Genomic DNA, 20002 nt, shown 5'->3' with positions numbered 1-20002 from the left:
CTGTCGTCGGCGTCGTTTGCCTAGCTAGCGTCCCGGGCAGGAATGAGGCTGAGAGCGCCGCAGCGACCAGCATTGGCCCTTGAAAACATGCAGTAAATTTGGCGTTGCGAGGTGTAGCAGGTCCGCATGACGACTCGCAAGGCGGCGGCAGCGCGGCGATTGCGTTCCCGGTCACAATGGCGCGAACACCCGCGATGTTTTCGTTCAGGCCCTTGAGCTCGCAACCGGGCCAGGACCGGCAATCTGCGACGGTCGTCCGCTGTCGTCCTTCAGCGCCACGCCGGTGACGCCGCGGGCGAGGCCCGCGCGCGCCAGCCAGGCGATCTTGAAGGCGGCCTCGTCGTAGCTCAGCCCGGCGGCATGGATGTTGGAGACGCAATTGCGTTCGGCATCGGTCAGGCCGGGCTTGGGCGCAAAGGTCAGGTAGGCGCCGAGACTGTGCGGCGCCGACAGACCGGGCCGCTCGCCGATCAGCACCACCACCATTCGCACATTCAGCAAGGCGCCGATGCGATCGCCAAGCGCAACGCGGGCACCGCCTGCCACCACCGCCGGCCCAAGGCCGATCCCCGCCTCCGCCAGCCGCGGCAGCAACCCGCGCACCAGGCCTGCGGCATGGGCGTTGACGGCGGCCGGCGACAGCCCGTCGCCGATCACCAGCACCATGTCGCAGGGCGGTTGCTGGCGCTCCGCCAAACGCGTCTCCGAGGCAGCATCGAGCAACCGGCCGAGATCGGGGCGTTTCAGATAATCGCCGCGGTCGGCGACCTGGCTGGTCACCAGGATCGGTGTGAGGCCGAGGCCGGCCAGATCGGAGGCGAGCCGTTCCGCATCGAACGGCGCATGCACCGCGTCGCGGGCGCGGGCGTGATCGAGGGTGAAATCCAGCAGTGCACGGGTCGGAAGGCCGCCGCCAACGCGGCCCAGCGCCACCCGCGCCGGGGTCAGCGCCTTGAGATCGTCCAGCGTCCGCGGCGGGCGCGATGGCAAAGTCATTTCGTCCCGCCCAGTGAAGCCGGCGCCACGCCGGCCTATTCCGCCGGCACCGCGTCCGGCATCTTCATCGAGTAATAGGAAGCACTGGTCGTGCCCTGTGAAGCGTCCCGCGAGAACATGATCAGGTGCTGCGCAACCATGATCGAGGAGATCAGGTATTCAATCTCGCCGCGGGCCAGGCGGCGCAGTGCGAACTTCCAGAACACCGCCTTGTAATCGCCGAGGACGCCGACCTTCCAGAAGATGTTGCGCAGCATGATCAATCCCATGCGGATGTTCTTCCAGGACATCTGCTGCTTGGTGCGCGGCATGATGCGGTTCGGATAGGTATGGGTGATCTGGTACTCGTAGCGGTCCAGCAACTTTTGCGGCTGGTAGGCCGCGCCCATGCAGGCGCGCCATGAATTGACCACGTCGTGATACGGCAGCAGGAATTCGACGTTGGAATCGCGGCCCTCGTCCTCGTTGAGACGGTCGGCCTTCTTGAGGCGATCCCACAACGGAGTCTGCGGCAAGGCTTGCAGCAGGTTGATCGTCAACAGCGGGATCTGCGACGCGTCGACAAAGTCGAGCAGCGCCTGCCCGGTTTCCGGCCTATCGGTGTCGAGACCGAGGATAATGCCGGACACCACCTCCATGCCAAAACTGTTCAGGACCTCGATCGATTCCATGATGGGCAGGACCATGTTGTGGTCCTTTTTCATCGCCTTCAGGGCCACCGGGTCCGGCGTCTCGATGCCGCAGAAGATCGTCCCGAACAGCGAATCGCGCATCAAGGCCAGGATTTCCGGGCGCTTGGCGATGTTCAGCGTGGCCTCGCAGGATAGACGCAGCACATAGCCGGTCTTCTTCTGCCATTCCACCAGATGCGGCAGCAGATCGAGCGCGGCCTTGCGGTTGCCGATGAAATTGTCGTCGACAAAATAGACCGAGCCCATGATGCCGCATTCCAGCAGCTTGTCGAGCTCGGCGGTGATCTGCTCCGGCGACTTCAGCCGCGGATTACGACCGTACAGGCCGGGAATGTCGCAGAATTCGCACTGATACGGACAGCCCGAGGAATACTGGATCGAACCCAGGAAATAGCGCGGAATCTCCGCCAGCTCGTAGGCGGGGATTGGAAATTCGGTCATATCCAGACGGTCAGCGGTTTTCAGCACAACCTGCTGCGCCGGACGCCTCGTGTCGGCCGCAAGAATGTCGATCAGCCGGTCGGTGGCGTCGCCAAGTTCGCCGCAGTGCAGATAGTCGAAGGCCGGATAATATTCTGGACATGACGACACCGACGGCCCGCCGATCGCCACCGCCAGGTCGTAGCCGTGGGCGCGGTGACAGATCTCGTTCATCTGCGGGCGCTGGATATGCATGCCGCTGACGAACACGGCCTCGGCCCACAGGAAGTCTTCAGGCGTGGCCGGACGGATATTTTCGTCGATGAAGCGGACCTGCCAGTTCGCTGGCAGGTAGGCCGCGATCAGCAGCAGGCCCTGCGGGGGCATGAAGGCCTGCACACCATCGGTGAGAGGATAAGCGTATTCGAACGTGCCAAACGAAGAGGTGTATCGCGGAAAGACGCACAAAATGCGCCGTGCCGTCTGCCTGCCCTCAGCTCTCATCGAGTGTCCTCTGTGAAGTCGTCCGCGCACCGCCCCTTGGTCGCGCAACGCTCAGTCTAATCCCTTGGATATCAAGCGGTTCCGTCAAACGTAACAGTAATCAATTTAATCACTGCTGGACAGGCTGGGCTACAAATTCTTCAAGATTGTGGCGGAACCCGACCCGGCCAATCCCGGCGAGCGCGCCTGTTTGAAGCCGGGATGACATCTTTTTGACGTCGGCGATCGGCTCGGTCGGCGGGCGCGGTCGGAAAAGACTCCGGCACACCTGCCGGCCCCTGCGTCGGCGTCGATGCGAAAGCAAAAAGGCCCGCATCGCTGCGGGCCTTCGTTTGTCTGGAGCAGAGCGGAAGCTTAGAAGCCGCCGCCGAGGCTGCCGAGGTTGAAGCGGTAGTTCAGGCCAGCCTTGATGGTGTGCTCGTCGTTCTTGATGTTGCCAACGACAGGAACGGTGAAGTTCGCGGTACCGAAGTCATAGTACTGGTACTCGATCTTGCCCGACCAGTTCGCGGTGAACAGATATTCCAGACCGCCACCGACGGTGTAGCCATCGCGGCCGCCGTTGCCGGAGAAGCCGTTGCTGAAGCGCGTGTCGGCCCAGGCGTAACCACCCTTGACGTACAGCAGGGCCGGGCTGCCCCAGGTGTAGCCGAGACGGCCGGTGACCGAACCGAGGCCGCGGTTGGCGAAGCTGCTCGCGGTGTCCAGCCAGCTATAGTTGGCTTCCACGCCGAACACCCAGTTCGGGGAGAACTGCATGTCGTAACCGACCTGGGCGCCGCCCATGAACACGCCATCGTTGCCGGTTCCGAGAACGGTGTTGTTGCTGCCCGCGAACGCGCCGCCGACGTGACCGCCGAAGTAGAAGCCGGTCCAGTTGTAGATCGGCGCAGCCATCATGGCCGGTGCCTTGGTGTACGGACGGGCGGCGAGGTCGGCAGCCGAAGCCTGCGAGGCAACTGCGATCAGGGAGAGGGCAGCCGAGGCCAGAAGAAGCTTTTTCATTGTCGTTCCTAAATTTCAGCCCCGTATGGGCCATCGCGTTCGTCCGTGAACCTAGACTATTGCGCACAGATAACTGTCACTCTCCCGCAACAGACGCGCCCTTTCACCACCGACGATGGATAAAAAGCTGATGACGATATGCACGAGCGTTTTATTCACACATCGATGCATGCGCCCTATATTTGCTGCGCCATCGCCACGCTTCTGACCAACTCGAACGCGCACCGACACCTCAGACATTCGTTGTCGGAACTGTAAAGAGGTCTCGCCTGCCTGAAGCCGTCGCACGAAATCCGCAGGGCCTTGCCTGAAGGGAACCGCGCTCACTGAGGCTCGCTGGGTCTGTCCCGCTCATGACTTTCCGCTTCCGCAGCGGCACACGCGTCAACGCCGTGACATTTGCTGCGGTAATACCAGGTGCCTGCCGCGACCGCGGCAATCACCACGACGGCGAGCAGCACAAACCATTTTCGATCAACGTTCTTCATGTCTTCCCCTCTCGCGACAACATCGGGAACCGTTGATCGCACAGCTCGCCGGATTCGGCCTATCCTTCTGAGGACCACCACACGGCCTGTGGATACAGCGCCGATCTCCTCTTCGCTCGCAGCGGCCAGATGGCTGAATTTATGGCCGGCGTGATCCACCGTGCGCCTGCATCATCACGCGATCAGCCGCGCCGCGAGTTCCGGCAGCAGGCCATCCTGCGCGGTGAGCCGGCCATCGGCGCCGGCCAGGCCGGAGCGCACGAGCCAGGCGTCGAATTCCGGCGCCCGCTTGAGGTTGAACAGGTCGCGGACGTAAAGCGCATCGTGAAACGAAGTCGACTGGTAATTCAACATGATGTCGTCAGCGCCCGGCACCCCCATGATGAAGGTGACGCCGGCCGCCGCCAACAGCGTCAGCAGGTTGTCCATGTCGTCCTGATCGGCTTCGGCATGGTTGGTGTAACAGACGTCGACGCCAAGAGGCAGGCCGAGCAGCTTGCCGCAGAAATGGTCCTCGAGCCCGGCCCGGATGATCTCCTTGCCGTCATAGAGATATTCCGGGCCGATGAAGCCGACCACGCTGTTGACCAGCAGTGGATCGAAGGCGCGGGCCACGGCATAGGCGCGGGCCTCGCAAGTCTGCTGATCGACGCCATGATGGGCATTGGCCGACAGCGCCGAGCCCTGTCCGGTTTCGAAATACATCACATTATTGCCGATGTTGCCGCGCTTCAGCGACAGGCCGGCGGCATGCGCCTCTCTCAGCAGCGCAAGGTCGATGCCGAAGCTGCTGTTGGCGGCCTCGGTGCCGGCGATCGACTGGAACACCAGATCGACCGGGAAGCCCTGCCCGATCAGGTCGATGGTGGTGGTGACATGGGTCAGGACGCAGCTTTGCGTGGGGATTTGCAACCTGGTGATGACGTCGTCGAGCAGCCACACCAAGGAGCCCAGCACGGCGGGATCGTCGCTGGCCGGGTTGATGCCGATGCAGGCGTCGCCGGAGCCGAGCATGAGACCGTCGAGAATCGCCGCGGCGATGCCGCGGGCATCGTCGAATGGATGATTGGGTTGCAGCCGCGCACTCATGTGACCGCGCAGACCGATGGTGTTGCGGAACCGGGTGGTGACCTGGCACTTCTTCGCCACCAGGATGAGGTCCTGGTTGCGCATCAGCTTCGACACCGCGGCCGCCATTTCCGGGGTGATGCCAGTGGCGAGCTTTTGCAGCACCGCAGGGGTGGCGGCATCCGACAGCAGCCAATCGCGCAAGCCGCCGACCGTCAGCGACGATACTGCCGCAAACGCCACGGCATCGTGGCTGTCGACGATCAGCCGGGTGACCTCGTCGTCTTCGTAGGGAATGACGGTCTCTTGCAGAAACTGCGTCAGCGGCAGATCGGCCAGGGCCATCCGCGCCGCGATCATCTGCTCGGCGGTGGCGGCGGCGATGCCGGCCAGCCGGTCGCCGGATCGCGGTGGCGTCGCTTTGGCGAGCAGGTCGCGCAGAGTGTCAAAGACGAATGAATGCGCACCGACGGTCTGGCGATAGATCATTGCAGCCCCTCGGCTGCCGCGCCTGAAGAAGTCCAGGTCCGGCAGCCGTGTCGCAAGCTAACACCGAAACGGAGCTTACGCAGCCTTGACGGTGGCAAGGAATTTATCGACCTCGCTGCGCAACTGCTCCGATTGCCGCGACAGTTCCGAAGCCGCCGACAGCACTTGCGAGGCAGCCGCGCCGGTTTCGCCGGCGGTCGCCGTGATGCCGGAGATGTTGGACGATACTTCGCTGGTGCCCCGCGATGCTTCCTGAACGCTGCGCGAGATTTCGTTGGTTGCCGCGCCCTGCTCCTCGACCGCCGCTGAAATCGCCGTCGAGATCTCGTTCAGCGCATTGATGACCTTTGTGATGGTGCCGATCGCCGCCACCGATTCGGTGGTCGAGCTCTGGATGTCGCCCACCTGCTCGGCGATCTCCGCAGTCGCCTTGGCGGTTTGCTCGGCTAGCGACTTGACCTCCTGCGCCACCACCGCGAAACCGCGCCCGGCCTCGCCGGCGCGCGCCGCTTCAATGGTGGCATTGAGCGCCAGCAGGTTGGTCTGCGCCGCGATGTTGTTGATCAGCTCGACCACCGTGCCGATCTTCTGCGCACCCTCCGCGAGACGATTCATCTTCACCGCGGTTTCGTCCGCGTCGCGCACGGCCGCACTCGCGATCCGCGAGGATTCGTTGACCTGGCGCGAAATCTCGCTGATCGAGCTGGTGAGTTCTTCGGTGGCCACGGCGACGGCCTGCACACTGGATGTCGCTTCACGCGAGGCCATGTCGACGACTTGCGACTGCGATGCGGCCGAGCTGGCCGACGAAGTCAGGCTCTGCGCCGAGGTCTGCAATTCGTTGGAGGCCGAGGCCACGATGGTGACCACGCCGCCGACCGTCTTCTCGAAATCCGCCGCCAGCCGGTCCAGCGTCGCCCGCCGATCGCGGCGGCCTTCCTCGATATAGACCGAGATCGCCAGATCCATGTCGAGCATGGCGGCCTTGATGATAGCGGTCTGCAATGCGGCGCGCTTGGTCTTGGCGCTGGAATCGAACCGGCCGAACGGCATCCGCTGCGCAATAGCGTCAACCAGCCCGGTGACCAGCGCGTTGTAACCGCCGATGTACCAGCGCGGCTCCAGGCCGAGCTTGTTGTGCACCTGGCCGATCTTCGTCACTGACGCCTGGTAGGTATCGTCGAAACGGCCGTCGAGGATCACCGTCCAATGCTGGATCTGCATCTTCTTGGCGTGCATCATGTGCTCGCGGCTTTTGAAGAACGCGGCGGTCTCGGAAAATTTGGAGATGTGGTCGTAAAACCGGTCCATGATTTGCGGCAGCTCAGCGAGCACGAATGATTTCCCGTTGCGCAAGGTTGCAATCGTCTCTTGATCGATCAGATTGAACTTCAGGCGCTCGGAAATCGTATTGTTGCTGCTCATGGGAATGCTCCGCTCGAATTCTGTGTTCGAAAAATTGATGGGCAACAGATGTCGCCCGTGGCTGAACCAGCCCACCGCAATACGCACTGGAAGCGCGACCTCGACATCACGAAGCTTATGCTTTCAGACGTCTTAAGCTCGCTATCAAACATAGCGCCAAGAGGGTTAACTGGGGGTGGGTGCCCGGCACCGTAGAATTACTGGGATTTGCTTAACAAAAAGCAACTCGTCCCTGTCTTCCGGAATTGGTTACCGGCGGCGAACGGGACGACACGCCCCTTGGGAATTGAAGCCGCCGGACGTCAGCGCCTTTTGTCGATGAAGTGCATTCCATACACCGATTGCGAATCGAAGGCTTCGAAAGACAATTCGGTCGTCTCCGCCCGCCCGGCATCCGCGGCAACGTTGCCGTCTTCGATGCAGCGTATGCTACGCGGCCCGGACCGTAGCGAGGAACTTCTCCATCTCGCCCCTGAGCCGCGCACTCTCCCCGGACAGCAGTTGCGCTGACGTCAGCACTTGCGACGATGCCGTGCCGGTATCGCCGGCGCCCCGATTGACCTCAGCGATGCTGGCAGCGACCTGCGCGGTTCCGTTCGCAGCCTGCTGAACGTTGCGGGAAATCTCCCGTGTCATCGTACCCTGCTGCTCGATCGCAGCAGCGATCGTCGACGCGATCTGCGACACCCTGCCAATCGTCCCGCTGATCTCGTTGATCGCCACCACCGATTCTTCCGTGGCCAACTGCATTTCGGCGATCTGGTTGCTGATCTCGCTGGTCGCGCTGGCTGTCTGCGACGCCAGTGCCTTCACCTCCTGGGCGACGATCGCGAACCCCCGTCCCGCTTCGCCGGCGCGTGCGGCCTCGATCGTGGCATTGAGAGCCAGCAGGTTGGTCTGGGCTGCAATGCTCGTGATCAGTTTCGTCACGTCACCGATCCGGCTCGCCGCGAGCGACAGCTTGGCAATACGCGCGTCCGCACGTTCCGCCTGACCGACCGCCTCGTTGGTGATCGCATTGGAATTCGTCACCTGTCTGCCGATCTCCGCGACCGATGCTGCCATCTCCTCGGTCGCAGATACGACTGACTGGACATTGCCGGAGGTCGCATCAGAGACCACCGCAACTGCGCCACCGAGTTGTTGGGTTTCAGCGCTGCTTTTGGTCAGAATGGTCGCCGAATGTTCAAGTTCGCTCGATGCGGTGCCGACCGCCTCGACGATGTTTCCAACCGCGGACTCAAAACTCCGGGCGAGATTGTGCAGTTCGCGGCGTCGCGTCTCGGCCAGCTCTCGGCTCCTCGCCTCGCGCCCGCTGGTTTCCCGTTCGGCCCTGGCTATCGCTTGAATTTTGAACTCTTCCACCGCCCGCGCCATCTGGCCGATTTCATCGAAGCGATCGAGACCGGGCAACTGAACGCCAAAATTTCCCTGCGCCAGTTCACGCATCGCAGCGGACATCACGATCGCGGGGCGGGATATGCTCCGGCCGATCAGGAACGAGACGATCACACCGACAACGGCCATGGCCAGAACAATTCCCCCCAGCGTCCATTGCTGCTGCTCAAGTCGCATGCCGGCGCGCGCGATCTCGCGATCCTTGCCGTCATTGCTTGACAGAATGAGATCGTCGGTCAGCGCCTCGATATCCTTGAAGTGCCGCTCGGCCCCCTTGATGAACAACAGCGCCGATCCTGCATCGCCATCGGCCATCTCGATCGCATTCTTCGATTGCTTGAGATAGCCGGCGACCGACGTCTTCAATTTTTCAAAGGCCGCCGGCTTGACCGACGCCCCATCATGCCCGCTTTCGACCGCCTTCAGCGCCTCGGAGATCCTCGCCGAGGCGACCGACGCCTCCTTGGAGACGCCCTGGATCTTCTTCTCGTCCTGCTCGTTGGCCGCAGTCGCCGCGAGTCGGTAAAGCTTGGCGTGCGCCGTCCAGATCACCGTATTGAGTTCGTTCACCAGTTCGGATTGCCGTACCGGCCCGGAAATCAGACCGTCCACGCTCGCCTGGTTCATGCGCAGGTTCTGCAGGGCATATGCGCCAACGCCGATCAGAACCATGACCAGAAAGGCCGGGGCCAGTTGGACTTTCCACGCTAGGCCGATATTCTTGGCTCGCTTGAACATATTCTGAATCCATCAAACAGCGCGCCGGGAAAAGCGACCCGGCACGACTGTGCGAGATCGGACGCCGGTTCGTCCCGGGAACGGAGGTCGTGGGCGCGCGCGCAAGGAAGTCCTCGCGCGCGCGACCTGTCAGGACTTGTAAATACCAGCGCAAACCGCGGTGTTGTCCAACTTCTCGCAATACATCTGCTTCGGTTCGACCTTCTTGCTCACCGGATTGACGAACTTGTAGTCCTGCCAGAACGAGGGCTGCTGCGCGGCGAGTTCGACGCGTTCCTTGACGTAGAGTTTTCCGTCAACGTCCTGCGCGTCGATCATGTCCTTGCCGACGAACTTTTGATTCGATCCATGTGCCAGCACCTTGCCGTCGAGTTGATAGACCACGACGTAAAGATCGCGATCGATGAACTGACCGGCCTTGTTGCTGATCTCGGCATAGGCCTTGTCGGGGCCCTGCGCCTTGATGAAGGCGGTCGCCTTCTTGACCATGCTCACGGCATCATCTTTGCCGGCACCGTCGGCTGCGAAAGCGCTGCCAGCGACAACGACCGCGATCAGTGGCAGAATCCGCTTCAAGCTGGACTTGATCATAATTTTCTCCTGCGATGGTATAATAGGAATTTCTATCGGCAGGATTGCAGAAAAAGGAAAAGCAACCATTAAACCGGCCGCGCTGCACTGCACTAGAACGAGCCTGGTTCCAGCGGTGGTATTCGCAGCCGCAGCGATAGTAGCAAAAGGGCACACCGACTCGCGATGGCTACAGTGATCGTCCTGCCGCGAAGCCTGACGACCATGCCCACTGGAAATTGAAGCCGCCAAGATGACCGGTGACGTCGACGACCTCGCCGATGAAGTAGAGTCCGGGGACCGCATTCGCCTCGAACGTTTTCGACGACAGCTCGGTGGTATCAATGCCGCCGAGGGTGACTTCAGCCGTGCGATAGCCTTCGGTGCCATTGGGACGAAGATGCCACTGTTTCACCGCGGCAACGACGTTGAGCAGCAGCTTGTCGGAGAAATCCGCCAGCCGCGCCGGGCCATCGATCCGCTCCGCGATCATCTGCGCCAGCCGCTTCGGCAGCCCTTCGCCGAGCGCCGTGGCGAGTTCCTGCCGCGGGCGATCGCGGCGCGCCTGCTTCAGCACGGCGAGCAGATCGACGTTGGGCGCCAGGTCGATGACAATATCGAGGCCCTCGCGCCAGTAGGACGAAATCTGCAGCACGGCCGGGCCGCTGAGCCCGCGATGGGTGAACAGCAGCGCCTCGTCGAAACTGGTCTTGCCGACGCTGACCACCGCATCGACGGCGATGCCCGACAGTTCCTTCAACTGCGCCAGCGCGGCCACGTCGAAAGTCAGCGGCACCAGGCCGGCGCGCGGCGCCACCATCTTCAGGCCGAACTGCTGCGCGAGCTTGTAGCCGAAAGGGCTGGCGCCCATTTTCGGAATCGACGGCCCGCCAGTGGCGACCACCAGCGACGGACTGCGATATTCGCCCTGGTCGGTGGTCACGACAAAGCCGCTGTCGCTTTTGGCCACGCCGGTGATGCCGGCGCCGAGCCGCATCTGCACATCGCCGCGGCGAGCTTCCGCGAGCAGCATGTCGATGATCTGCTGGGCGGAGTCGTCGCAGAACAGTTGGCCGCGGGTCTTCTCGTGCCAGGCTATCCCGTAGCGGTCGACCATGGCGATGAAGTCGCGCTGGGTGAACCCCTTCAGCGCCGATTTGCAGAACTGCGGATTCTGCGACAGGAAATTTTGCGGCGAGGTATGCAGGTTGGTGAAGTTGCAGCGGCCGCCGCCGGAGATGCGGATCTTTTCGCCGGGCGCCCTCGCCTGTTCCAGCACCATGACCGAACGGCCACGCTGGCCGGCGACACCGGCACACATCAGGCCAGCCGCGCCCGCGCCGAGGATGATGACGTCATAGCTGTTGTGCGGACGGGCGCTCATTCGACCAGCAACACGTCGACGGCGACGGCGAGCTTCTGCTTGCGCGAACCGACGATGATGCCATCCACCGGCGAGACGTCGGAAAAATCGCGACCGACTGCCAGGACGATGTGATCGTTCTCGACCAGGATATCGTTGGTGGGATCGAAACCGATCCAGCCGAGCTCGGCGCCGCACCACGCAGTGGCCCAGGCGTGGGTGGCGTCGGCGCCCTGCAGCCGCTCCTTGCCCTCAGGTGGAATGGTCCGCAGATAGCCGGAGACATAGGCCACCGGCAGACCGAGACCGCGCATGCCTGAGATCATGATGTGGGCAAAATCCTGACAAACGCCGTGGCGCTTTTCCAGTACCTCCGCGAGCGGCGTCGAGATCACCGTCGCCTTCGGATCGTATTTGAACTCGGTCCGGATGCGATGCATCAGGTCGACGGCGCCCTCGAGAATGCCGCGCCCCTCCGGGAAGCTGACCGCCGCATAGGCGGTGACGGGATCGAGGATCGGCACCAGCGGGCTCGCGAACACGTAACCGATCGGCGACGCAGCGCTGAGGTCGCTCGACTTGAACGAGGCCTGCCGCACATTTTCCCAGGCGGCACTTGGGTCGCCACGGCCCGGCGCCCGGCGCGAGACGAAGACGCGCGAGCGGCTGTCGATGCGCAGCACCTTGTGCGGCGCCTCGATCAGCACGCTCTCGGTCCGGGTGCCGAAGAAGTCGGTGCGCGTGGTGCGCAGCGCCGGCGCCGGCTTGATCTCGACGCTGTGCGATACCAGTTGCTGACCGTTGCCGCCGATTGGCTCGAGACGCAGCGAGCAGCGCGCGAAGCTGACCGGGCTCTCGTAGCTGTAGGTGGTGACATGACGGATATCGTAGATCACGCCAGCCCCGTCAGCTTTTCCGGCCGCGTGGCGTTGCTGCCATGGGGGAAATAATGCGAGCCGATGGCATCGGCGAGCGTCAGTAGGTCCTGCTCAAGACCGAACAGCGCCTTGGTATGGAATTCATCGGCTTCGCCGGTGACCAACGAAGCCTGCAGTGCCACCGCGAGTCGCTGCGGACGCTCGATCAGACCGTTCTCCTTGAGCGACGGCAGCATCGCAATGTGCTCGTTGAGCGCCGACACCTGGAACGCCACCGAGCGCGGATTGTAGGGGTCGAGCAGCACCAGATCGCGTACCGGCGCAAGCAATGGACCGACCAGATAGCGCGAGCGATAGGTGATCTGGCAATCCACCAGCGTCAGCAGGATGTCGAGATCGTCGCTGCTGGCCTCGTCATAGGCGAACTGCCGGGCGAAGCGGGTGATGTTGATGGCGCGCTCGGCCCGGCGGCCCATCTCGAGGAAACGCCAGCCGGCGGCGCGGTTCATGTTTTCCTGCGCCAGACCGGCGAAGCTCGCCAGCTCCTGCAGCGTCAGTTCGGCAGCGCTGACCACGCCGTCGTCATCCTCGATTTCATGAGACAGACGTTCGGCCATTTCGGTGATGACCTGCCAGGCGTCCGGCGACAGCCGTTCGCGCAACGAGGTCGCGGTGCGCTGCGCGGACCGCACCAGCGACAGCGCTGAGCCGAAGCGCTCTTCGTCCTGCAATGCCTGCGCGGCCACCTTGTACGGCTGCGAGCGGGCGCCGAGCGACGTGGCGCCCCAGGTCAGCAATAGACGCTGGATGCGTTCGACCGACTGCTGTGCATTCTGCGCCTTGCCGGGATCGCGCTGCGGCACGCTGAGCGCGCGCACCAGCCGCAAGGTCGATTCGGCGCGTTCAAGATAGCGCCCGAGCCAGAACAGATTGTCGGCGGCGCGGCTCGGCACCCAGCCCGCGATACGCCTGATGCGCACGGTCTCCACCGCCGGCAGCAGCGTCGATGCCACCACCGCCTTGTCGGCGACCACCCAGACGTCCGCAGCGCGCGCCCCGGCGCCCATCGACACCGCGCGAGCGTCGGGCCGGTCGGCGATACGGCAGAAGCCGCCGGGCATCGTCGTCCAGCCATTCGGCGTCGCCGCCGCGAATACCCGCAGCACGAACGGCCGCGGCGCCAGCCTGCCGTTGTCCCACACCGGCGTGGTCGACAGCCGCACCACTTCCTGGCCGACATAGTCGATGCCGCGATTGTGGATGGCGTCCTTCAGCCGGTCGCGCTCGCGCGCCGACAGGTTGGCCGCCAGCACCGGCCCCTTGCCGGGGAATCCCGGCACCGAGGCGCCATAGGCACCTTCGATGGCGAAATCATCCAGTCGCGACAACACCTCGTCGCGCGCCTTCTTCTGACCGCACCACCAAGTGGCGATGTGCGGCAGCTTCAGCTCTTCGCCGAGCAGCCGCTTGCTGAGGCTCGGCAGGAAGCCGAGCAGCGCGCGCGCCTCCATCACGCCGGAGCCCGGCATGTTGGCGACCACCACACCGTTCTTTCTGAGCACATCGATCAGTCCGGGCACGCCGAGCTGCGACGAGGCATCGAGCTCAAGCGGGTCGAGCGAGTTGGAATCGACCCGGCGCAGCAACACGTCGAGCCGCTTCAGCCCGGCAACGGTGCGTATGTGGACGCGGTCGCCGGAGACCGCGAGATCGTCGCCCTCCACCAGCAGGAAACCGAGATAGCGCGCCAGCGTGGCGTGTTCGAAATAGGTTTCGCTGAAGGGACCGGGCGTCAGCAGGCCGATGCGCGGCTCGTCGCGATCGGCGGACGCGCGCAAAGAGTCGCGGAAGGCTTCGAAGAACGGCGCGACGCGCTCGACATTCATCGACTTGTAGAGGTCGGTGAAGGCGCGCGACAGCACCAGGCGGTTTTCCAGCGCGTAGCCCATGCCGGACGGCGCCTGCGTGCGATCGCCGAGCACCCACCAGCGGCCGTCGGGGCCGCGGCCGAGATCGGCGGCGTAGACGTTGAGATACCTGCCGCCGGGCGGCGCGATGCCGCACACCGAGCGCAGATATTCGGCGCTGCCGGCGATCGCCGCTGCCGGCACTGCACCCTCGGCCACCAGCCTCGCGTCGCCATAGAGATCGGCCAGCACAAGTTCGAGCAACTGCGCACGCTGGGTCACCGCCGCAGAAATCTGCTGCCATTCGCTCTCGTCGATCAGCAGCGGCACATGGCTGAGCGGCCAGCCGCGGTCGGCGATCTCGCCGGGGGCGCGGTAGGTGACGCCGGCCTCGCGCAGATGCCGGTCGGCGGAGCCGAACCGGCGCTCGATGTCAGCCGGGGCCAGCGCGCCGAAGGCGTCGAAGAACCGGGCCCATACGTCGCGCGCATTGCCGTCCTGATCGATGAATTCGTCTGGGATTCCGGGCAGCCGCTCGTAATCGCGAGTCCACTGCGCGACCCTGCGACTTCCCGGTCGGGGCTTCTTCCCCTGGCCGGCTTGACCCGTCATACGACTCTCCTGCCGAAACCCTGAGCATTCTCAATGCAGGAGCGGCGTCCGCAAGTCGAGGGTTAAAGGAAATTCCAGGCTGCGTTCTTCGCGCGGCACGTCCATCGTCCCCGGCGTGTGGCCGATTTCCTCGAATCGGGCCAGCCGGCGCGCCTCGGCCTCGTAGGAATTCACCGGCTTGGTGTCGTAGCTGCGGCCGCCGGGATGGGCGACGTGATAGACGCAGCCGCCCAGCGACCTGCGATTCCAGGTGTCGACGATGTCGAACACCAAGGGCGCATGCACCGGAATGGTCGGATGCAGGCCGGACGCCGGCTGCCACGCCTTGAAGCGCACCGCGGCGACGAACTCGCCGGAGCGGCCGGTCGCGGTCATCGGCAAGGCCCGGCCGTTGCAGGTGATCAGATGGCGCCCGGCGATGAAGCCATTGGCCTTGAGCTGCAGTCGCTCCACCGACGAATCGACGTAGCGCACGGTGCCGCCGGCCGAGCTTTCTTCGCCCAGCACATGCCATGGCTCCAGCGCCTGGCGCACTTCCAGCGTCACGCCGCCATGGGTGACATGGCCGAACACCGGGAAGCGGAATTCGAGCTGCGCCTCGAACCATTCCGGCGAGAACGCATAGCCGGCGTCGCCGAGCTCGGCGAGCACGCCCTGGAAATCCTCCCACAGATAGTGCGGCAGCATGAAGCGATCATGGAGCGTCGTGCCCCAGCGCACGAACTTGCCCGTCTGCGGCTCGCGCCACATTTTTGCGATCAGCGCGCGGACCAGCAATTGCTGGGCAAGGCTCATGCGCGGATCGGGCGGCATCTCCAGCGCGCGGAATTCGACCAGGCCGAGCCGGCCGGTGGTGCCATCCGGCGAATAGAGCTTGTCGATGCAGATCTCGGAGCGATGAGTGTTGCCGGTGATATCCACAAGGATATGCCGGAACAGCCGGTCGACCAGCCACAAAGGTGCCTTGACGCCGGGCGGCGGCACCTGCGCCAGCGCGATCTCCAGCTCGTAGAGCCCATCGTGGCGGGCTTCGTCAATGCGCGGCGCCTGGCTGGTCGGCCCGATGAACATGCCCGAGAACATGTAGGACAGCGACGGATGGCGCTGCCAGTACAGCACGAGGCTCTTCAACAGATCCGGGCGGCGCAGGAACGGCGAATCCTCCGGCTTGCTGCCGCCGACCACCACGTGGTTGCCGCCGCCGGTGCCGGTGTGGCGGCCGTCGACCAGGAAGCGGTTGGCGCCGAGGCGCGAGCGCGCGGCCTCCTCATAGAGGATCATCGTGGTGTCCACGGCCTCGCGCCAGGTCTGCGCCGGATGGATGTTGATCTCCAGCACGCCGGGATCCGGCGTCACCTTGATGACCTCGACGCGCGGATCGAACGGCGGCGGATAGCCCTCGACGTGGACCTGGATCTGCATCTCCTCGGCGGTGGCTTCCAGCGCCGTGACCAGTTCGAGATAGTCCTCGAGCTTCTCCACCGGCGGCATGAACGCGCAGAGAATGCCGTCGCGGACTTCGATGGACATCGCGGTGCGCACCGGGCCGCGCTTCAGCTGCTGCTCCTGCACCTTTTGCGCCGCGGCCAGACTCTCCGGCGACGGCTCGGAATCGAACACCGGCAGTTCGTCACGCGGCTCCAGCGGATCCTGCTCGACGATATAGGGAAACTCCTCTTCCGGAATATGCGGCAAGGAGGCGATCGGCAGCCGCAGCCCGAGCGGCGAATCGCCAGGCGTCAGAAACAGGTTGCCGCGGCGCAGCTTCCAGCGCTCGGAGCGCCAGCGCGTGTCGGGCCCGACGTCGGCGTTCCAGCGCTGGATCGGCAGCACAAAGCCCTTCGGCGTGTTCAGCCCCTGGTCGAACACTTTTGCCATGCGCGAGCGCTCTTCGGGATCGGCCAGTTTTGAGTCGCTCGGATCGACGTTGGGCGGCAGCCCGGCTTCCTTCTGCAGCCAGTGCGCGGGGTCCTCGAACGCCGGCATGATGTACTCGCTGGGCACGCCGAGGCGCTTCGCGGCGCCTTCGGCGAATTGCTCGGCCTGCGCGACGCCGGCATCATGCTTGCCTTCGATGCTGGCGATCAGCGCGTCGTTCTTCCAGATCGGAATGCCGTCCTTGCGCCAGTACAGGCCGAAGGCCCAGCGCGGCAGACTCTCGCCGGGATACCATTTGCCCTGGCCGAAATGCAGCAACCCGCCCGGCGCGAAGCGCGTACGCAGCCGGCGGATCAGGTCGTCGGCGAGGCCGCGCTTGGTGGGGCCGACGGCTGCGGTGTTCCACTCCGGCGATTCCAGATCGTCCATCGACACGAAGGTCGGCTCGCCGCCCATGGTGAGGCGGACGTCGTCATCCTTGAGGTCGGCATCCACCTTGTCGCCGAGGTCGTCGAGCAGTTTCCACTGTGCGTCGGAGAACGGTTTTGTGATGCGCGGCGCCTCGCGCACGCGCTTCACCGCCATCTCGAAACCGAATTCCACCTCGGCAAAGCCGACCGCGCCGGAGATCGGCGCGGCCGAACGGTAGTGCGGCGTGGCGGCGACCGGGATGTGGCCCTCGCCGGTCAGCATGCCCGAGGTGGCGTCGAAACCGATCCATCCGGCACCGGGAATGTAGGCTTCAGCCCAGGCGTGCAGATCCGTAAAATCGTTCTCGACCTCGCGCGGACCTTCCAGCGGATCGATGTCCGGCCGCAGCTGGATCAGGTAGCCGGACACGAAGCGCGCTGCGAGGCCAAGGTGGCGCAGCGTCTGGATCAGCAGCCACGCCGAATCGCGGCACGAGCCGGACCGATTGGCCAGCGTCTCCTCGGGCGTCTGGATGCCCGGCTCCATGCGGATGATATAGTTGACCTGGTTGCGCAGCCGCGCATTGAGGTCGACCAGGAAGTTAACGGTGCTCGGCGCCTCGCGCGCGATGTCAGCGAGATATTTTTCGAACAGCGGCCCCGGCTCCGTGGTCGCCATGTAGGGCGCCAGCTCGGTCTTGAGGTCGTCGGGATAGGTAAACGGGAATTTTTCCGCATAGGGCTCGACGAAGAAGTCGAACGGATTGATCACCGTCATTTCCGCGGTGAAGTCGACCTCGATCTTCAGCTCGGTGGCCTTCTCCGGAAACACGTAGCGCGCCAGCCAGTTGCCCTGCGGATCCTGCTGCCAGTTCACGAAATGGTTGGTCGGCGTCACCTTGAGCGAATAGCTCAGAATCGGCGTGCGGGTATGCGGTGCCGGCCGCAGCCGGATCGTCTGCGGGCCGAGATCGACCGGGCGATCGTATTTGTAATGGGTGACGTGATGCAATGCGACGAAGATCGACAATGGGCAACTCCAGCAGCTTTTTTGAGCAGAACACTGCGGGAGGTGCGGATCAAGGCCTAACAACGGGCACGATGTGCCTGAAAGGGTGGCGCTTGCAATGGCCCACTCTCCGCTGTCATCGCCCGGCCGGGCGCGCACTTGCGCGTCAGGACCGGGCGACGCAGTAAATGCCGGCATTCGTGCCTAAGCGCCAGCGCCTGCGTTTACTGGGCCACCCGCTTTCGCGGGTGGTGACAACAGCGTTTGTGATGCCTGCATGCCGCACCACCCTCTGCTGTCGTCGCCCGGCCGGACGCGTACTTACGCGTCTGGACCGGGCGACCCAGTAAACGTCGGCATTCGTGCCTAAGCGCCGGCGCCTGCGTTTACTGGGCCACCCGCTTTCGCGGGTGGTGACAACCGCGTGCGGGGCGGCCGTTGCGCCTCGCCTCTTCTACATCGTCGCGCCAAGCACCCAGGGCGCGAATTCGGCGCCGCCGAAATCGAAGCTCTCGCTCTTGGTCGGCTCGCCGGACGCGGTCTTGAGCATCTTCTCGAAGATGCGCTGGCCGCAGGCCTGCACGGACTCGTCGCCGTCGAGGATGGTGCCGCAGTTGATGTCCATGTCCTCTTCCATGCGTTTAAACATCGGCGTGTTCGTCGCGAGCTTGATGGAGGGCGCCGGCTTGCAGCCGAACACCGAACCGCGGCCGGTGGTGAAGCACACGAGATTGGCGCCGCCGGCGACCTGCCCGGTCGCCGCGACGGGGTCGTAGCCGGGCGTGTCCATGAACACAAAACCCTTCTTCGTCACCGCCTCGGCGTAGTTCAGCACGTCGACCAGATTGGTCGAGCCGGCCTTGGCCATGGCACCCAATGACTTCTCCAGAATGGTGGTGAGGCCGCCGGCCTTGTTGCCGGGGGAAGGATTGGCGTTCATCTCGGCGCCCTCGCGCTCGCAATAGGCCTCCCACCAGCGCATCAGCCCGACCAGCTTCTCGCCGACCTCGCGCGACACCGCGCGCCGCGTCAGCAGATGTTCGGCGCCGTAGGTCTCCGGCGTTTCCGACAGGATCACCGTGCCGCCGTGACGCACCAAGAGATCGCTGGCCGCGCCCAGCGCGGGATTGGCCGAGATGCCGGAATAGCCGTCGGAGCCGCCGCATTGCAGGGCCACCGCCAACTCGCTGGCGGAGACTTCCTCGCGCTTCACTCTATTCGCATCGACCAGCGCCTCGCGCACGAAGGCGACACCCGCCTCAGTGCTCTTGCGGGTGCCGCCGAGTTCCTGGATTTCAAGCTCGCGCAGCCGCCCGGCCAGCTTCTGCTCCTGCATCAGCCCGCCGATCTGGTTGATCTCGCAGCCGAGGCCCAGCACGACCACGGCGGAGAAGTTCACGTGCCGCGCATAGCCGCCGAGGGTGCGGCGGAGAAGTGTGAGCGGCTCGCTCTGGGTCATGCCGCAGCCGGTCTTGTGGGTCAGCGCCACCACGCCGTCGACATTGGGAAAATCCGCCAACGGATTGTGGCCGGTGAACGGGTTCTTCTTGAACACATCGGCGACCATGCTGGCGACATGCGCCGAGCAGTTCACGCTCGTCAAAATGCCGATGTAATTTCGCGTGGCGATGCGGCCGTCGTCGCGGCGAATGCCCATGAAGGTGGCCGGCAGATCGAAATTCGGCGTCGGCTTGACGTCGACGCCATAGGCGTAATCGCGGGAAAATTCGCCCATGCCGAGGTTCTGCGTGTGGACGTGCTGGCCGGGCGCGATCGACTGCGTCGCAAAACCGATGATCTGGCCGTAGCGGCGCACTTCCTCGCCCACGGCGATCGGCCGGATCGCCACCTTGTGACCGGCCGGAATCCGCTCCGACGTCACCACGCCCGGCGCGACCTCGACGCCCGGCAGCAGGCTCGAGCGCGCGATCAGCACGACGTCGTCTTCATGCAGGCGAATGACGGGGGATGGGGCCATGGGGTTTTCTCCGGATGTTCTTGTTGGGCACTGGCCTTTGGAACGAGTCTAACGGAAAGATCGCGGTCGCGTTAGCCCCGCAATGCAGGGGCGCCCTGCCCTTGACCGCCGACACTCGGGCGGGCAAAGGCGCTCTTGCGCCGTGCCCACCATCCATCGATGCGGCTTCATCGT

At 64.2% G+C, this 20002-nt stretch carries 13 protein-coding genes; all 13 read right to left on the bottom strand.

Annotated features, from left to right (window positions below):
• Positions 1-204 precede the first annotated feature (204 nt).
• The 13 genes from eutC to ACUXVA_RS16825 all read right to left on the bottom strand — a co-directional run bounded on the left by eutC (position 205) and on the right by ACUXVA_RS16825 (position 19828).
• Complete coding sequence (gene eutC / locus ACUXVA_RS16885; RefSeq protein ID WP_265079263.1) at positions 205-996, bottom strand: ethanolamine ammonia-lyase subunit EutC; 792 nt, start codon at positions 994-996, stop codon at positions 205-207.
• Between the two features lie 35 nt (positions 997-1031).
• Complete coding sequence (locus ACUXVA_RS16880; protein WP_265079264.1) at positions 1032-2612, bottom strand: B12-binding domain-containing radical SAM protein; 1581 nt, start codon at positions 2610-2612, stop codon at positions 1032-1034.
• Between the two features lie 354 nt (positions 2613-2966).
• The gene (locus ACUXVA_RS16875) at positions 2967-3617 is read right to left on the bottom strand and encodes an outer membrane protein (protein WP_265079265.1); all 651 of its coding nucleotides are present in this window, start codon (positions 3615-3617) and stop codon (positions 2967-2969) included.
• 323 nt (positions 3618-3940) lie between these two features.
• Positions 3941-4105, bottom strand: a complete 165-nt coding sequence (locus ACUXVA_RS16870) for a hypothetical protein (RefSeq protein WP_265079266.1) — start codon at positions 4103-4105, stop codon at positions 3941-3943.
• Positions 4106-4279: 174 nt separating this feature from the next.
• Positions 4280-5662 (bottom strand): ethanolamine ammonia-lyase subunit EutB, encoded by a 1383-nt coding sequence (locus ACUXVA_RS16865; protein WP_445487164.1) that lies wholly within the window; start codon positions 5660-5662, stop codon positions 4280-4282.
• 75 nt (positions 5663-5737) lie between these two features.
• On the bottom strand, positions 5738-7087 hold the full coding sequence (locus ACUXVA_RS16860) for a globin-coupled sensor protein (RefSeq protein WP_265079267.1): 1350 nt from the start codon (positions 7085-7087) through the stop codon (positions 5738-5740).
• Between the two features lie 429 nt (positions 7088-7516).
• Positions 7517-9223, bottom strand: a complete 1707-nt coding sequence (locus tag ACUXVA_RS16855) for a methyl-accepting chemotaxis protein (protein WP_445487162.1) — start codon at positions 9221-9223, stop codon at positions 7517-7519.
• Positions 9224-9352: 129 nt separating this feature from the next.
• On the bottom strand, positions 9353-9814 hold the full coding sequence (locus ACUXVA_RS16850; RefSeq protein WP_445487160.1) for a cache domain-containing protein: 462 nt from the start codon (positions 9812-9814) through the stop codon (positions 9353-9355).
• 169 nt (positions 9815-9983) lie between these two features.
• Entirely contained in the window at positions 9984-11177 is a 1194-nt protein-coding gene (locus tag ACUXVA_RS16845; RefSeq protein WP_265079270.1) for a BaiN/RdsA family NAD(P)/FAD-dependent oxidoreductase, read from the bottom strand.
• Positions 11174-12052, bottom strand: coding sequence for a transglutaminase family protein (locus ACUXVA_RS16840; protein WP_265079271.1), 879 nt, complete (start codon positions 12050-12052; stop codon positions 11174-11176). The genes ACUXVA_RS16845 and ACUXVA_RS16840 overlap by 4 nt, the downstream gene beginning before the upstream one ends.
• Positions 12049-14553, bottom strand: a complete 2505-nt coding sequence (locus ACUXVA_RS16835) for a circularly permuted type 2 ATP-grasp protein (protein ID WP_265079272.1) — start codon at positions 14551-14553, stop codon at positions 12049-12051. Before ACUXVA_RS16835 ends, ACUXVA_RS16840 begins: the two co-directional genes overlap by 4 nt.
• A gap of 30 nt (positions 14554-14583) precedes the next feature.
• Positions 14584-17871 carry a transglutaminase family protein gene (locus ACUXVA_RS16830; RefSeq protein WP_445487156.1) on the bottom strand — a complete coding sequence of 1096 codons (3288 nt, stop codon included), beginning with the start codon at positions 17869-17871 and terminating at the stop codon, positions 14584-14586.
• 433 nt (positions 17872-18304) lie between these two features.
• The gene (locus ACUXVA_RS16825) at positions 18305-19828 is read right to left on the bottom strand and encodes a UxaA family hydrolase (protein WP_445487154.1); all 1524 of its coding nucleotides are present in this window, start codon (positions 19826-19828) and stop codon (positions 18305-18307) included.
• Positions 19829-20002: the final 174 nt, after the last annotated feature.

The organism is Rhodopseudomonas sp. RCAM05734 (genome assembly GCF_052658035.1).
This window is presented reverse-complemented; position numbering and strand designations above follow the sequence as displayed.

Excerpts from the sequence above, each read along its gene's own strand:
- ACUXVA_RS16875 (WP_265079265.1), bottom strand. The coding sequence starts at position 3,617 with ATGAAAAAGCTTCTTCTGGCCTCGGCTGCCCTCTCCCTGATCGCAGTT.
- ACUXVA_RS16835 (WP_265079272.1), bottom strand. The coding sequence starts at position 14,553 with ATGACGGGTCAAGCCGGCCAGGGGAAGAAGCCCCGACCGGGAAGTCGC.
- ACUXVA_RS16855 (WP_445487162.1), bottom strand. The coding sequence starts at position 9,223 with ATGTTCAAGCGAGCCAAGAATATCGGCCTAGCGTGGAAAGTCCAACTG.
- ACUXVA_RS16880 (WP_265079264.1), bottom strand. The coding sequence starts at position 2,612 with ATGAGAGCTGAGGGCAGGCAGACGGCACGGCGCATTTTGTGCGTCTTT.
- ACUXVA_RS16825 (WP_445487154.1), bottom strand. The coding sequence starts at position 19,828 with ATGGCCCCATCCCCCGTCATTCGCCTGCATGAAGACGACGTCGTGCTG.
- ACUXVA_RS16870 (WP_265079266.1), bottom strand. The coding sequence starts at position 4,105 with ATGAAGAACGTTGATCGAAAATGGTTTGTGCTGCTCGCCGTCGTGGTG.
- ACUXVA_RS16845 (WP_265079270.1), bottom strand. The coding sequence starts at position 11,177 with ATGAGCGCCCGTCCGCACAACAGCTATGACGTCATCATCCTCGGCGCG.
- eutC (WP_265079263.1), bottom strand. The coding sequence starts at position 996 with ATGACTTTGCCATCGCGCCCGCCGCGGACGCTGGACGATCTCAAGGCG.
- ACUXVA_RS16865 (WP_445487164.1), bottom strand. The coding sequence starts at position 5,662 with ATGATCTATCGCCAGACCGTCGGTGCGCATTCATTCGTCTTTGACACT.
- ACUXVA_RS16860 (WP_265079267.1), bottom strand. The coding sequence starts at position 7,087 with ATGAGCAGCAACAATACGATTTCCGAGCGCCTGAAGTTCAATCTGATC.
- ACUXVA_RS16850 (WP_445487160.1), bottom strand. The coding sequence starts at position 9,814 with ATGATCAAGTCCAGCTTGAAGCGGATTCTGCCACTGATCGCGGTCGTT.